16 protein-coding genes and 2 pseudogenes are annotated in these 13,579 nt (G+C 70.1%); 10 read left to right on the plus strand and 8 right to left on the minus strand.

Annotated elements, in window-relative coordinates; all coding sequences use genetic code 11:
- Positions 1-83 precede the first annotated feature (83 nt).
- Both CCN44_RS01690 and CCN44_RS01695 read right to left on the minus strand, forming a co-directional pair.
- Positions 84-668 (minus strand): hypothetical protein, encoded by a 585-nt coding sequence (locus tag CCN44_RS01690; RefSeq protein WP_086696661.1) that lies wholly within the window; start codon positions 666-668, stop codon positions 84-86.
- A gap of 93 nt (positions 669-761) precedes the next feature.
- Positions 762-1,616 (minus strand): MurR/RpiR family transcriptional regulator, encoded by an 855-nt coding sequence (locus tag CCN44_RS01695; RefSeq protein WP_086696662.1) that lies wholly within the window; start codon positions 1,614-1,616, stop codon positions 762-764.
- Positions 1,617-1,746: 130 nt separating this feature from the next.
- Between CCN44_RS01695 and CCN44_RS01700 the strand changes: the two genes are divergently transcribed.
- Both CCN44_RS01700 and CCN44_RS01705 read left to right on the plus strand, forming a co-directional pair.
- Complete coding sequence (locus tag CCN44_RS01700) at positions 1,747-3,159, plus strand: purine-cytosine permease family protein (RefSeq protein WP_086696663.1); 1,413 nt, start codon at positions 1,747-1,749, stop codon at positions 3,157-3,159.
- Positions 3,160-3,167: 8 nt separating this feature from the next.
- Positions 3,168-3,607 (plus strand): annotated as a pseudogene (locus CCN44_RS01705) (hypothetical protein).
- A 15-nt stretch (positions 3,608-3,622) separates the two neighbouring features.
- Here CCN44_RS01705 and CCN44_RS01710 read toward each other — a convergent pair.
- Positions 3,623-4,384: an SDR family oxidoreductase gene (locus CCN44_RS01710; protein ID WP_059251075.1), complete on the minus strand. Its 762-nt coding sequence runs from the start codon at positions 4,382-4,384 to the stop codon at positions 3,623-3,625.
- Between the two features lie 171 nt (positions 4,385-4,555).
- Here CCN44_RS01710 and CCN44_RS01715 point away from each other — a divergent pair, with 171 nt between their 5' ends.
- Positions 4,556-5,392: a helix-turn-helix transcriptional regulator gene (locus CCN44_RS01715; protein WP_059251073.1), complete on the plus strand. Its 837-nt coding sequence runs from the start codon at positions 4,556-4,558 to the stop codon at positions 5,390-5,392.
- Between the two features lie 308 nt (positions 5,393-5,700).
- On the opposite strand, the pseudogene CCN44_RS01720 reads toward CCN44_RS01715, so the two are convergent.
- The 3 genes and pseudogenes from CCN44_RS01720 to CCN44_RS01730 all read right to left on the minus strand — a co-directional run.
- Positions 5,701-6,120 (minus strand): annotated as a pseudogene (locus CCN44_RS01720) (CBS domain-containing protein); the annotation flags it as partial.
- Between the two features lie 159 nt (positions 6,121-6,279).
- Positions 6,280-6,483 carry a DUF397 domain-containing protein gene (locus CCN44_RS01725; RefSeq protein ID WP_086696664.1) on the minus strand — a complete coding sequence of 68 codons (204 nt, stop codon included), beginning with the start codon at positions 6,481-6,483 and terminating at the stop codon, positions 6,280-6,282.
- On the minus strand, positions 6,480-7,316 hold the full coding sequence (locus CCN44_RS01730; RefSeq protein ID WP_086696669.1) for a helix-turn-helix domain-containing protein: 837 nt from the start codon (positions 7,314-7,316) through the stop codon (positions 6,480-6,482). Before CCN44_RS01730 ends, CCN44_RS01725 begins: the two co-directional genes overlap by 4 nt.
- Before the next feature lie 107 nt (positions 7,317-7,423).
- Between CCN44_RS01730 and CCN44_RS01735 the strand changes: the two genes are divergently transcribed.
- The 7 genes from CCN44_RS01735 to CCN44_RS43910 all read left to right on the plus strand — a co-directional run bounded on the left by CCN44_RS01735 (position 7,424) and on the right by CCN44_RS43910 (position 12,419).
- Positions 7,424-7,678: a hypothetical protein gene (locus tag CCN44_RS01735; RefSeq protein ID WP_059252223.1), complete on the plus strand. Its 255-nt coding sequence runs from the start codon at positions 7,424-7,426 to the stop codon at positions 7,676-7,678.
- Positions 7,675-7,995: a DUF7848 domain-containing protein gene (locus tag CCN44_RS48005; RefSeq protein ID WP_462509646.1), complete on the plus strand. Its 321-nt coding sequence runs from the start codon at positions 7,675-7,677 to the stop codon at positions 7,993-7,995. Before CCN44_RS01735 ends, CCN44_RS48005 begins: the two co-directional genes overlap by 4 nt.
- A 241-nt stretch (positions 7,996-8,236) precedes the next feature.
- A complete protein-coding gene (locus tag CCN44_RS01745) occupies positions 8,237-8,464 on the plus strand; it encodes a hypothetical protein (RefSeq protein ID WP_086696665.1) in 228 nt (75 codons plus the stop codon).
- 131 nt (positions 8,465-8,595) lie between these two features.
- Positions 8,596-9,462 carry a radical SAM protein gene (locus CCN44_RS01750; protein ID WP_086696666.1) on the plus strand — a complete coding sequence of 289 codons (867 nt, stop codon included), beginning with the start codon at positions 8,596-8,598 and terminating at the stop codon, positions 9,460-9,462.
- Between the two features lie 18 nt (positions 9,463-9,480).
- Positions 9,481-10,632: a methyltransferase domain-containing protein gene (locus CCN44_RS01755; RefSeq protein ID WP_086696667.1), complete on the plus strand. Its 1,152-nt coding sequence runs from the start codon at positions 9,481-9,483 to the stop codon at positions 10,630-10,632.
- Positions 10,633-11,109: 477 nt separating this feature from the next.
- On the plus strand, positions 11,110-11,250 hold the full coding sequence (locus CCN44_RS45825) for a hypothetical protein (RefSeq protein ID WP_237481628.1): 141 nt from the start codon (positions 11,110-11,112) through the stop codon (positions 11,248-11,250).
- A gap of 578 nt (positions 11,251-11,828) precedes the next feature.
- The gene (locus CCN44_RS43910; protein WP_143649571.1) at positions 11,829-12,419 is read left to right on the plus strand and encodes a hypothetical protein; all 591 of its coding nucleotides are present in this window, start codon (positions 11,829-11,831) and stop codon (positions 12,417-12,419) included.
- Positions 12,420-12,545: 126 nt separating this feature from the next.
- Here the strand turns inward: CCN44_RS43910 and CCN44_RS47325 are convergent, their stop codons facing one another.
- Both CCN44_RS47325 and CCN44_RS01765 read right to left on the minus strand, forming a co-directional pair.
- Positions 12,546-12,680 carry a hypothetical protein gene (locus tag CCN44_RS47325; protein WP_272935423.1) on the minus strand — a complete coding sequence of 45 codons (135 nt, stop codon included), beginning with the start codon at positions 12,678-12,680 and terminating at the stop codon, positions 12,546-12,548.
- Between the two features lie 19 nt (positions 12,681-12,699).
- Positions 12,700-13,579: pyridoxal-phosphate dependent enzyme (locus CCN44_RS01765; protein WP_143649573.1), on the minus strand; the 880-nt coding region annotated here is incomplete at its 5' end.

Below are 13,579 nucleotides of genomic sequence, written 5' to 3' on the forward strand. Positions count from 1 at the left end.
CTTCAGCTGGTGCCGGGCCATCGCCAGATTGGCCCGGCACCAGCTGAAGCGGATCGAGGAGGACCTGGAGGTCTGAGGGCGGCTCAGACGAGCGCCGCGGTACGGCGGCGGGCCCCGCCGGGGGCCGCGTCGCCGGCCGCGACGCCCGTACCCCGCAGGCCCTTCACGGCCTTGCCCGCAGGGCTCCCTCCGCGCCGGTCGAGCCAGTCGACGCGCACCCACAGCAGCGTCTCGCCGGCCCGCTCCAGCCGCCCAATCCAGGCGGCCTTCAGCCGCAGCCCGGCGCCGAGCCCGGCCAGCAGCATGCCGCCGGCCGCGGGCACCGCGAAGGCGGAGCCCAGCGCGACCGCCCAGCCCAGCAGCAGCCACCAGAGGTGCCCGCGGCGCCAGGCGCGCACGGTCACCGCCCGGTCCTGGAGCACGTCGTACTTGCCCGCGCGGGCCGCCCCGCGGGCGAGGGCGGTGTACCGGCCGCGCCGGACCAGCGCCACGACGGCCGCGCCGATCAGGAACAGCGCCGCCCCGGCCAGCACGCCGATCCGGCGCCCGGTCACTCCCTCCGGCACCACCCCGATCCCCGCGGCGGCCGCTCCGAGCCACCACAGCGGTGCGGCCCCCGCCCGTACGACGACGGCCACCCGAGCCAGCCCCTGTCCTCCGCGCGCCACGTCAGCCTCCCGTGTCACGTCTCCACAGCGCGTGTGTCTCGTAGGGAAGCTAATAGCAGAACGTGAGACGAATCTGAGAGTGGCGGGACCGGGTCATTCGACGAACAGGCCGCGGGCCGCCGCCTTGGCGTCGAACTCCTCCAGCCGGGCCTGGGCGTCCGGCAGGTCGTCGCAGAGCGCCTCCAGCAGCACCCGGCCGAGCAGCATCGGCGCGCACGCGGTGTCGAAGGCGAGCCCGGTGCCGACGGCGGCCGGCAGCAGCAGGTCGGAGTACGTGGCGACGGGCGCGAACGCCGAGTCGGCGACGGTGACCACGGTCAGCCCGGCGTCCTTGGCGTGGGCGAGGGTGTCCACGACCTCGCGGGGGTGCCGGGGCAGCGCGAAGCACAGCAGGGCGGTGGCGCCCGCGCGGACGGCGGCGTCGATCCGGTCGTGGACCATGGTGCCGCCCTCGTGGAGCAGCCGGACGTCCGGGTGGACCTTGGCGGCGAAGTAGGCGAAGCCGTACGCCTGGGAGGCGGCGGCGCGCAGCCCGAGCACCGGCAGCGGGCGGGAGGCGGCGAGGATCCGGCCGGCCCTCTGCACCGGGCGCGGGTCGGCGAGCAGCTCGGCCAGGTGCTTGAGGTTCTCGATCTCGGCCTCGACGGCCTGCTGGTACTCGTTGAAGGCCCCGGCCCCGGCCCCGCCCCCGGCGGCCGGCTCGGCCGGGACGACCTCGCGCAGGTGCTTGCGCAGCGCGGGGTAGCCGTCGAAGCCGAGGGCGACGGCGAACCGGGTCACCGACGGCTGGCTGACCCCGGCCAGTTCGGCCAGCTCCACGCTGGACAGAAAGGGCACGTCGGCGGCGCGGCGCACCATGCTGTGCGCGATGCGGCGCTGGGTCGGCGTGAGCCGGTGGCCCTCGAAGAGCGCCTGCAACCGGTTGGCAGGGCTGTCGCTCGCGCTCATGACGTACTCCCCCTCCAGATCTCCTCGACGCCCCGGGAGAGTACAGCGCCGGGGCATTGACAAACACCGGCCGCCTATTCAGACAGTGTGTCGCTGCATACCGTTATACAGCCCAGCGTGGGGAGTACGCATGGCACAGCTCGTGGAACTGCGCTCCATCGACGTCGTCCCGGACGAGGAACGGCACGGCACGGCCTTCAGCCAGTTCACGCTCTGGCTCGGCGCGAACCTCCAGATCACGGCCGTCGTCACGGGCGCCCTGGCGGTCGTCTTCGGCGGGGACGTGGTGTGGTCGGTGGCCGGGCTGCTGCTCGGCAACCTGCTCGGCGGCGCGGTGATGGCCCTGCACTCCGCGCAGGGCCCGCGCCTCGGCCTGCCGCAGATGATCCAGTCGCGGGCCCAGTTCGGGGTGCGCGGGGCGGTCGTACCGCTGCTGCTGGTGATCGTGATGTACGTCGGCTTCTTCGCGTCCGGCAGTGTGCTCGCCGGGCAGGCGGTGGGCGAGCTGACCCATACGAACGACACCACCGGGATCGTCGTCTTCGCGGCCGTCACGGCGGTCACGGCGACCCTCGGCTACCGGGTCATCCACGCCCTCGGCCGCATCGCGAGCACGGTCTGCGCGCTCGCCTTCGTCTATCTCGCCGTACGCCTCCTGGACCGCGCCGACGTCTCCGCGCTGCTGCACGACGCGCACTTCTCGCTGCCGGTGTTCCTGCTGGCGGTGTCCCTGTCGGCGTCCTGGCAGCTGGCGTTCGGGCCGTACGTGGCGGACTACTCGCGCTACCTGCCGCGGACGACGTCCGCGAAGGCCACCTTCTGGTGGACCCTGTCCGGCTCGGCGCTCGGCTCCCAGTGGTCGATGACCTTCGGGGTGCTGGTCGCGGCCACGGCCGGCGAGCGGTTCCTGCACAGCCAGGTCGGCTACGTCGTCGCCCTCGGCGGCACCGGCCTGGCCGCGTCCTTCCTCTACTTCGTCATCGCGCTCGGCAAGCTCACCGTCAACGTCCTCAACACCTACGGCGGATTCATGTCGCTGGTGACGAGCGTGAGCGGCTTCCGCGGGCAGCGGCGGCTGTCCCGGGCGGGCCGGGCCACCTACATCGGGCTCGTCATGGCCGCCGGCACCGCGGTGGCCCTGCTGGGCAAGGACAGCTTCCTGTCCTCCTTCAAGGACTTCCTGCTGTTCCTGCTGACCTTCTTCACGCCCTGGTCGGCGATCAACCTGGTCGACTACTACCTGATCTCCAAGGAGCGCTACGACCTCCCGGCCCTCGCCGACCCGCACGGCCGCTACGGCGCCTGGCGCTGGGACGCCCTCGCCGTCTACGCGGCCGGCCTGCTCGCCCAGCTGCCCTTCCTCGCCACGAGCTTCTACACCGGCCCGCTGGTCGACCCGCTGGGCGGCGCGGACATCTCCTGGATCGTCGGCCTGGCCGTACCGGCGCTGCTGTACCGGCTGGTCGCACGCCGCCCCGCGGAGGCCGGCCCCGACCCCGACCGGGAGGCCAGCCCCAGTGCGGCCCGGCGGACCGCTTCCTAGGCCGAGCCATGAGCACACCCGATCCACGGGACGCCGGTCTCCGGACGGACCCGGGCCTCGGTGAGGACCTGGACGCGACCGTGCGGGCCCGCCGGGAACCGGGCGACGACTACGACTCCGCCCTGGTCGACTCCTCCCTGGAGAAGGCCGAGCGGCGGATCGACGAGGCGGTGGACCACCGGGTGCGCGGCAGCCGGCCGAGCGGCAGCCGGCGACGGCCCGCGACACCCGGCGGCCGAAGCCGGCCCGCACCTGAGCCGAGCGCTACGGCTTCACCCTGGTCACGCTGGTCCCGGCGATCCCGCTGTCCGCGATCGCCGGCGCCTTCGCCGGACGGGCCGGGACGGTGGTCACCCGGATCGGCATCGTCGGCGTCAACGCGGTGCAGGCGGCCCGGCCCGGCCCGGAGCTGTTCGCCGGCCGCGGCCGGGCCGCGCCGGACGACTGACCGGCCCCCCGGACGTCACGCCTGCCGGGTCGGCAGCACCACGATCTGGCGCAGGTTGACGTGCCGGGGGCGGCTGGCGGCGTAGGCGACGACGTCCGCGACCTCCGCCGCGCTGAGCCCGCCGATCGCCTCGAACAGGCCGTCCAGCTGCCCGGACAGCTCCGCGTCGGCGACGTGCGTGCGCAGCTCGGTCTCCGTCAGCCCCGGCTCGATGTTGGTGACCCGGACGTCCCGCGGCCCCAGCTCCCCGCGCAGGGACTGCGACAGATAGGTCACGGCCGCCTTGGTCGCCCCGTACACCGCGTAGTGCGGGAAGGTCACATGGGCGCCGACGGAGGAGACGTTCACCAGGTCGGCGGTGCGCCCCTCGGCCGCGGCGGCCACCAGGTCCCCGGTGAAGGCGCGGATGATCCGCAGCACCCCGGTGACATTGGTGTCGAGCATCCGCCGCCACTCGTCGAGCCGGCCCTCGTCGACGGGGTTCGGCAGCATGACGCCGGCGTTGTTGACCACCAGGTCGACGGCGCCGAACTCGGCCCGGACCTGGTCCCGGGCGGCCTCGACGGACGCGTCGTCGGTGACGTCGGCGGTCACGGCGAGCGCCTGGCCGCCCTCCGCCCGGATCTTCTCCGCCAGCGCCCGCAGCCGGTCCGCGCGCCGGGCGAGCAGGGCCACCCGGGCGCCCTCGGCGGCCAGGTGCAGGGCGACGGCCTCGCCGATCCCGCTGGCGGCTCCGGTGACGACGGCGGTACGGCCGGACAGGTTCTCGTACGACATGGGTGTTCCCTCGGGATCGCTGGACGGTGGGTGCCGCCCGGGCGTCGAGCACTGGCTCCCCCGGCGGCCGGCACCACTGTCACCGCGTCCGGCTCCCGTACCCAGGGATGCGCTTTTCCTGGGTCTGCCAGTACCAGGACGGGGCGGCCCCGCTCCCCTACGATCGGGCGCATGGACGGGGACTGGACCGAAGCAGAGGTGGGCGACTTCCTGCGCTCGCGCCGCGCCCGTATCCGGCCGGAGGAGGTCGGGCTGCCCGCGCACGGACGGCGCCGGGTGCCGGGCCTGCGCCGCGAGGAGGTGGCCCAGCTCGCGGGCGTGAGCGTCGACTACTACGTCCGGCTCGAACAGGGCCGCGGCACACGGGTGTCGGACGCCGTCCTGGACGCGGTCGCACGGGTGCTGCGGCTGGACGACACCGAGCACGCGTACCTGCGGACGGTGGCCCGGCCCCGCCGGCAGCGACGGACACCGGCCGCCGCGCCCCGCGTCCGCCCCGGCGTCCGGCTCCTCCTCGACGGCATGGAGCGCAACCCGGCGTTCGTGCTCGGCCGCCGCATGGACGTGCTGGCCTGGAACGCGCTCGGCGACGCGGTGAACGGCTTCAGCCGCATGACACCGGCCGAACGGAACGTGCCCCGGCAGGTCTTCCTCGACCCCGCCGCGCGCGACCGCCACCCCGAGTGGGCGGCGGTGGCCGCGCAGACCGTGGCCCACCTGCGGCTCAACGCGGGCCGGTACGCCGACGACGCCGGCCTGTGCGCGCTGGTCGGCGAACTCTCCCTGAAGAGCGAGGACTTCCGCCGGCTGTGGGCGGACCACGAGGTCAGGGAGTGCGCGTACGGCGTGAAGAAGGTCCGGCACCCGGTCGCGGGCCTGCTGACCCTGCCGTACGAGACCCTCACCGTCCCGGCGGACCCGGACCAGACGATCGTGGTGTACACCCCGGAGCCGGGGTCGGAGACGGCGGAACGGCTGGCCCTGCTGGGGAGTTGGGCGGCCCGTTAGCCCGGGCCGGCTGCGGCCCGGAAGATATGCGCGGGGACCGCCGCACCCCCGTTGCCGGGGGGCGGGACGACGGCGGTCCCCGCGAGGGACGCGGGCCGGGTCAGGGCCGGGCTTGCGCGTCCGTGGCGTCCATGGAGGTCCGGGAGCCGCTCCGGAGGTCCTTGGCGCCGTTCGGCGCCGGCTCGGGCGGGGAGCCGCTCCCGCCCTGCCGACACCCCCAACTGTGCCGGACCCGTGTTAAGCGAGTGCTGCGCGGACGTGACGCCCTCGTACCACTTCCGCGAACCCCGCCCGCGCCCCCAAGTCGGCTACTTGTTGCCGCCCTTGGCCAGGAAGGCCAGCAGGTCCTGCCGGCTGACGACACCGGTCGGCTTGCCCTCGACCAGCACGATCGCCGCGTCCGCCGAGCCCAGCACCTGCATCAGGTCGCCGACCGGCTCGCCGGAGCCGACCTGGGGCAGCGGGGGGCACATGTGCTTCTCCAGCGGGTCCTCCAGCGAGGCCCGCTTGCTGAACAGGGCGTCGAGCAGCTCCCGTTCCACGACCGAGCCGACGACCTCGGCGGCCATGACGTCCGGGTGGCCGGCGCCCGGCTTGACGACGGGCATCTGCGAGACGCCGTACTCGCGCAGCACCTCGATGGCCTCGCCGACGGTCTCCTCCGGGTGCATGTGCACCAGGGACGGGATGGCACCGGCCGCCTTGTCGTTCAGCACGTCGCCGACGCGGGTCCGAACCCTGGTCGGGAAGCTTGGTTAGGTTGCGCTTAGTGCTGAAGGCCTGCTGACCAGCAGGAACAATGCCCCCCACAGTCGTAGTGTGAGGGGCTCTGTCCTCCGGGACACAGCGGCGTCCCTCCGGAGCCGCCGAGTTTGATTCATTCCGTCTCAGACTTGGGTGTCCTTGGCGAGGTTCACGAAGGCGGACCAGGCGCCGGCCGCGATGCTCAGCACCGGGCCAGTACCCTCATTCTTGGTGTCACGGACAGGAACCACGCCGCGGGTCGCAACGAGGTTGGTGGCGACCTCGATGCACTGGCCGCCGTTGCCACTGTAGGAAGACTTGAACCAGCGAGGGGATTCGGTCGTCACTGGGAACCCTTTCGAAGCTCTTCGATCAAGGCCACGGATGCCGCCTGGGAGAGCGCCTCGGCCTGCAACTGATGGTAGGCCGTCAGTATGGGCAACACCGAAGTGGTTTCGCGTTCGAGATGCCCGCGCTGCGCTGACTCGGCGTAGGACATGATCGAGCGGTCCGCCATGGTCAGCACTGTTACAGGGAGACTGAACGGTCTTCTCGCTCCCATGGTGAAGGGTGCGATCTGGAGGACAGTGGTAGGCATCTCGGCGACTGCGAGCAACCGCTCAAACTGGGCGTTCATCACCGCTGGGTCCCCCATGGGCCGGCGGATGCAGCTCTCGTCCAGCACCGCGTGAATCCAGGGAGGCGGGGTGCGAGCAAGCATGGCTTGCCGACGCGCCACCAGCTCCACCCGTTCTTCAGCCTGCTCGCTAGTGATGGCCCCTCGCCGCACTGCGTCAGCTTCCAGGGTCGCCGCGTACTCCTGGGTCTGGAGCAGTCCGGGAATGACGCCGACTTCGTACAGCCGGATCTCGACTGCGCGACCCTCGAAGGCCACGTACTCCGGGAAGCCTTCCAGCGGGCTGCCGTGTTTCATCTCGTGGTACTGGCGCTCGAACGAGTCGACAGAGCCTGCTAGTCCGAACGCTCTGTCAGCACTACGCGAAAAGCGCAGAGTCGGAGGCTTACGACCAGTCTCAACGGCTGAAATATGCACGCTCGAATATGCCAAGCGCTCGGACAGGTCATCTTGAGTCCAGCCACGGGCCTCCCGCAGGCTGCGCAGGCGCGCTCCGTAGGCCGCCTGAGGTGAGGCGTCTGGGTTCAACTCCTTGCGATTCAAGGGGGCTTCACCCAACCTTTCGTTCTCCCCTGACAGGTTGAAGGGTTTCTGACTGTAGGCCACGCTGAGCCTCCCTGGTAGTGGAATCGCTACGGAGAGGAGCGGTCGTGTCCGGTCAGTTCGAACCGGCCGAGCAGCAGGAGCCTCCACTCGTCCCGCCCCCCGGCACGCTCATGGTCGACGGGCAGGACCGAGTCGGCGAGTTTCGCGGCGAATGGTGCGGCCTCTGGTCCCTACGTCCCGTCACTGGTGGCATCGAATGGACGGTCGCCCCCGGCGACGTACGGCCGGCGAGCCCCGAGGAGCGGTTGCACGCCGAGACCGCGAGGGCGAACGCGCGAAGCAGGGGTGAGCTGCTGTGAGCGCTCCGACCCGCCGCACGTTCCGGCTCGCCAACTGGACGTTACGCCCGGACCGGGACGAGGACGCCCCTCCGACCACGTACGCGTTCCGGTGCCTCGCACTCGGAGGCGACGGCGCCGCGTGTGCAGCGCAGTCGCCCCCGAGCGAGGAGCCGACCGAGCCCCAGAAGACGGTGTTCGACCACCTGCGCGAACCCCGAGCACACCAGCTTTGCCGAGATCATCGAGCGGCCGTGGGTCATGTGGCTGGAGGGTCCGGCATGAGCGACCGACCGGTGTTCCGGGCGGTCGTACTCGCGCAGGCACCGTGGAGGTAGGCCCGTGCGCCGCCGAACCCATGCGGAGAGGGCCGCCGCACGTGCGGCTGCACGGGACGACTTCTTTCGGATCATCGACCGCTATGAGGGCGGTCAGACCGTTCGCCGGATAGCCGGCGACTACGGCGTGTCCGAGTCGTGGTTGCGAGACCGGCTCGACGAGTGGGGCGTTCCTCGCCGCCCACGGCACCAAGCGCACCTGCACCGCCGCCCCGCCGGACACGTCTTCAGAGGACGCATCATGAAACGCCGCACAAGGGCCGAAGTCGAGGCAGCGCAGAACAACTTCATCAGCAACCGGGACAGTGTGATCACGCGCTACCGCGCCGGTGCATCAGCCGCGTCCCTCGCCCGCGAGTTCGCCGTGGCCCCGAAGTGGGTCGGTGAACAGTTGGAGAACTGGGGCGTCCCCCGCCGAGACCGGTCCGCCGCCGCCATCGTGCGCGGCCCCGGAGTCCCGCCGCTCTGAGACTCCGCCCCCACCACATCGACTCGCTCTGTGGCAGGGGGCGGGAACCACCCCGGCCGGCTGTCTGTGCGAGGTGAGCAGCCGACCAGGTCCGTAATCCCCCAACAACCCGCCCAGCGGAAGGAAGCACTGTGACCACACTGCTTGAACCGCCCGCAGCATCCCCGCTCGCCGGTATCCGGTCCCTGGAACTGGAGATCACCGGTAAGTGCCAGCTCACTTGCACGCACTGTCTGTCCCAGTCCAGCCCGCAGGCGACGCACGGCACGATGACGCCCTCGGACTGGCGCGCGGTCATCACCGACGCCGCCGCTCTCGGCATCCAGACCATTCAGCTCATCGGCGGTGAACCGACCGTTCACCCGGACTGGCAGGAGTTCACCGAGCTGGGTCTCGCGCTCGGGCTGCACGTCGAGATCTACTCGAACCTCTTTCACGTCCGGCCCGAGTGGTGGGATCTGTTCACCCATGACGGGGTGACGCTGGGGACCAGCTACTACAGCGACGAACCCACCGAGCACGACAAGATCACGGGCCGCCCCGGGAGCTACGTCCGCACCCGGTGCAACATTCGGGAATCCATCACCCGCGGAGTCACCATCCGAGCCGGCATCGTGGAAATCCTCCCGGGCCAGCGCGTGGCCGAAGCCCGCGCCGAACTGGAAACCATGGGCGTCAAGCACATCAACACCGACCGCGTACGCGCCGTCGGCCGGGCCGCACTGCCCGGCACGAAACCCACGTTGGACGAGATGTGCGGCCGGTGCACGCGGGGACGCGCCGCCGTCCTGCCGAACGGGGACCTTGCCGGCTGCGTGCTCTCCCGGGACTTCCCGGCAGGCAACGTCCGGGAAACCCGGCTCGCCGAGTTGCTGAGGGGGAAGGCATGGAGGGATCTCTCCGCGAGCATCCCGCCCCCGCGCAGGAACGCGTGCCCGCCCGACGACAGCGGCGACTGCGACCCCGCCAACACCGAAGCGTGTGACCCCGCCTACTGACCCGGGAGGTTCAGCAGCATGGATTGGCAGAGCAAGGCAAGCGCCCTTGCGGACCGGGTGACCGATCCGGATTCACGCTGGCTCGCCCCCGTGGCGCGCACCGCGCGTCACGAACTCATTCCGCGCTGGTGGGAGCCGGACGACTCGGGGCAGTGGGCATTACGGGACGGGCCGAGCGACCCCGAAGCGTGGGCAGAAGCCGCTTACGCGGATATCTCGCTGATCACCCGGGTGGGCACCCTGCACGCCGACCAGGCCGAGCCCGGTGACCAGCCCGAGGGACTGCCCACGTCGTCCGCCACGATGCCGAGTCTGGTCGTGCGGATGCTGCGGCACGGCCGTCTCGGGGACGGTCTGTCACTGCTCGATCTGGGGACCGGAGCCGGCGGACTCACGGCGTACGCCTGTCGCCGACTCGGCGACGCGTGCGTGACGAGTCTGGACGTCGACCCGTACCTAGTCAGTGCGGCAGGAGAACGGCTCGCGGCCATGGGGCACCACCCGAAGATGGTCACGGCGGACGCCGCCGAGCACGTACCGGGTTCCTACGACCGCATCGTGTCGACCGTCGCTCTCTCTCCGGGCCCGGCACTCCGCGCAGTACTCGGCGCGCTGGAGACCGGCGGGCGGATCGCAACGACCCTCGCCCGCACCTCCCTGATCATCACCGGCTGGAAGACCCAGCAGGGCAACGTGGTCGGACAGGTAGAACGAGACATGGCCGGCTTCATGCTCACCCGGTCCGGCGACGACTACCCGCCCCCATCCGGTCTCGCGGAACTCTTCACCAGCGCTCGCGAGGACGACGGAGAGGTGACGAGCACCGGCCGGTACCCCGTGGTGGATGTCGGGAACGCATGGGAACTCCGGTCCATGCTGGAAGTGACCACGCCAGGTGTCGAACTCGGCTATGAGACCCACGAGCGCAGGCGCACCGCCTACCTGGTCCACCCGGACGGCTCATGGGCCCGTGCGACCGCTGAATGGATCGATCCACCGGAAGTCCACCAGAGCGGCCCGCAACGTCTGTGGGACGCCTTGGAACGCATCCGGAACCGACTCAACGCAGAGGGCTCACTGCCCTTGCTCGGCGCCCGAGTTCTCATCACGCCCGAAGGAGTCTGCCACCTGTTCCGAGGTCACTGGCACGCATCGATGGGCGCTGACTGAGCCCCGGCACGAAGGCCAGGTCTGGCGCCCGGCAGGCCAACGTGCCTGACCGTGGCGCGCCCAGAGATACCACTTCTCCCGAGCGGTGAAGGTGCGACAAAGCCCCGCCCGCGTTTCGCCCCCGAGGCATGCCGACGGGGCCCCCTCTCCGCTACTCACCGTGGCGTTCGCGCTCAGCAAGGCTGACGACGAACGCCCCCCTTTTCCTGAGCACACGAGTTCGCCCCGACAGACCGATTAGGCCCGGTCCATCGGGGCTTGCCGAGTCAGCTAGTAGGAGCTGAAACGACCATGCGCGATGCTATCGCCCGTGCTCTCTCATGGGTGCTCTCAGTCGTCGCCCCTCGCCGGCCAGGGCGCCACAGCGCGGAACACCTCTCCCCCCACAAGGCAGAACACGAGGCCACACCTGTTGTTGACATCTGGCAGACGCCATGGGCTTGCCCCGTGTCATCGCGAGAAGCCCGCGCCATCTTCATGGACGAGAAAGCGCAGTCGCTAGACCCGCTACAGCGCGAGCGCTACTACGCCCTCGGGTTCGCCGTGCTGGGAGTTGACTACGACTTCCCGACCCTGAACCTCACCAGCGTCATAGCCGGAAAGCAGGCTGCCGCATGACCACTCTCAGGTTCGCCGCCTCGCTACTCTCCCGAGCGGGCTCCCGAGGGCGCAGGGGCGATGTGCTGCCGCTGCCACAAGTGGTCATACGCCCCCGTGCCCATCCGGTACTTTCAGCGCCCGGGTGGTGTCGGAGTGACCCGGTACGCGTGCCCAAGCCACGCCACGGAGTTCGTACCGGCGCCGACGTCTGGAGAGCTTGAACGGAGCGCATAAGCCCTACAACTAGGGCCCCGGGAACCGCCACGCCCCGTCCACTTCCTGCCGGACGGGGCGTGGCGGTTGTTCAGCGATGCGCTCCCACCCCACCGCGAGGCCGACAACCGCTATTCCGTACGCATGCGCCCGCACCGCGGCGCCGGGCTGGCAGGTGGGCAGTTTCCTCAGCAACAGCGGGAGGGAGCCGGCCAGCGTGCAGCCAGGATGCCCGCCCACACGCGCCGGCACGGCGGCCCGCAGTTCGTGCTCGGTCAGCCAATTGGCTGGCACTGACGTGCACTTTCACCGTCGAGTCAGACACTTGAACTTGAACTGGGCCGCAGCTTCTCGTCCGCGGCTGCTTCCGCAATGGAGGAATCGTGCCGATTCGTCTTCCTGTCAGCGCCGTTGAGAGTCGACACCACATTTTCGTCCCGTACTACACAGGAAAGCCCGGCCCGGGGGACCCCCCCGGGGCTCCACCTCGGGAATTGCTGATTTTTTACACCGGGCAACTCGTCTTCTCATTTCCGGCTGCAGGTTTTGCTGGCGAACACATCTCCGAGGAGGTATGGTCGTTCGTCCCGGACAAGGATGGAAAAATCCAGAATTTCGCCCGATTCATGAATTCAAAGGTCGCGGTGACGGCATCCATTGGGGCTATCCGAAGTACGGGCGACGACGACGACCATTTTTTTGCGTCAGTGGAAAACATCGACGTGAAAAAATTTGTCCAGAATGACCTAACCGGTGACCCCACTGCACTGATCCTCAAGGCCTCTGTCCATGTGAAACGTGGAAACGTCTACCGGGTCCCCTATCAAGTAACCGTAAGAGTTTGCGACCTGGACGAGGAGGCCCGCCCCCGGCAACTCGATATCACCCTCCTGGACGCCATGGAGACAGGAGCGCAAGGTATGTGGAGCGACCCCGGGGAGGAACTACCCGAACTACCCCCACCCCCGCCATGATCCTCGCCCACGGCATCCCGGATCAGGCCCCACAGCAGGAGCCCACCAAAACGCACGCCCCGTCCATCTCTGCCGGACGGGGCGTGGTCGCGCATCCGAAATGCGGGGGCAAGTGTTGCCAGGAAATCAGGCAGCCTGAGGACTGATCACGGTCCAGACCCCCGCCCAGGACTCCTCAGCTATCTGAGGAAGGAGCTTGCTCAGCTCTTGAGCGACCCACTCGTTCAGTTCCTGTGTGCTCTCAGTCTTCTCTGTGGCCACCTGCAACTCCTTTTAGGCGTCAGGTTGTCGGGTTCGCAAGGAAGGCCAGGAGGTCCTGGCGGGTGACGATCCCCGCCGGCTTTCCGTCCACCAGGACCACCGCCGCGTCACGGCCTTCCAGGGCAGACATCAGACGCTCGACCGGCTCACCGGAACCGACGACCGGCAGCGGATCCGACATGTACTTCTCCAGCGGAGCGTCAGACGGGGCGTGGTCGGTCGCCAGGGCGTGGAGCAACTCCCGCTCCTCGACCGCGCCGATGACCTCTCCCGCCATCACGTCGGGGTGTCCCGCTCCAGGGGCCACCACCGGCATCTGAGACACGCCGTACTCGCGCAGCACGCTGATCGCCTCCCCCACGGTCTCGGTGGGGTGCATGTGCACGAAGTTCGGCATGCCCTCCTCCGCGTCCGCCTTCTGCGCGAGGACCGCGCCGACCGTCTGGCCGGCCGAGGTGTCCTCGCTGAACCCGTGCTGACTGATCCACTCGTCGTTGAAGATCTTGCTGAGGTAGCCCCGGCCGCTGTCCGGCAGGAGCACCACCACGACGTCGTCCGGGCCGAGCCGTTCGGCGACCTCCAGTGCGGCCACGACGGCCATGCCGCAGGAGCCGCCCACCAGCAGGCCCTCCTCCTTGGCCAGCCGGCGGGTCATCTGGAAGGAGTCCTTGTCGGAGACGGCGACGATCTCGTCCGCCACGGTGCGGTCGTAGGCGGTCGGCCAGAAGTCCTCGCCGACGCCCTCGACCAGGTACGGCCGCCCGGAGCCGCCGGAGTACACGGAGCCCTCGGGGTCGGCGCCGATGACCTTGACCTTCCCCTGGCTGGCCTCCTTCAGGTAGCGGCCGGTGCCGGAGATGGTGCCGCCGGTGCCGACGCCCGCCACGAAGTGGGTGATC

The sequence above is a fragment of the Streptomyces tricolor genome, assembly GCF_002155905.1.
GTDB lineage: Bacteria > Actinomycetota > Actinomycetes > Streptomycetales > Streptomycetaceae > Streptomyces > Streptomyces tricolor.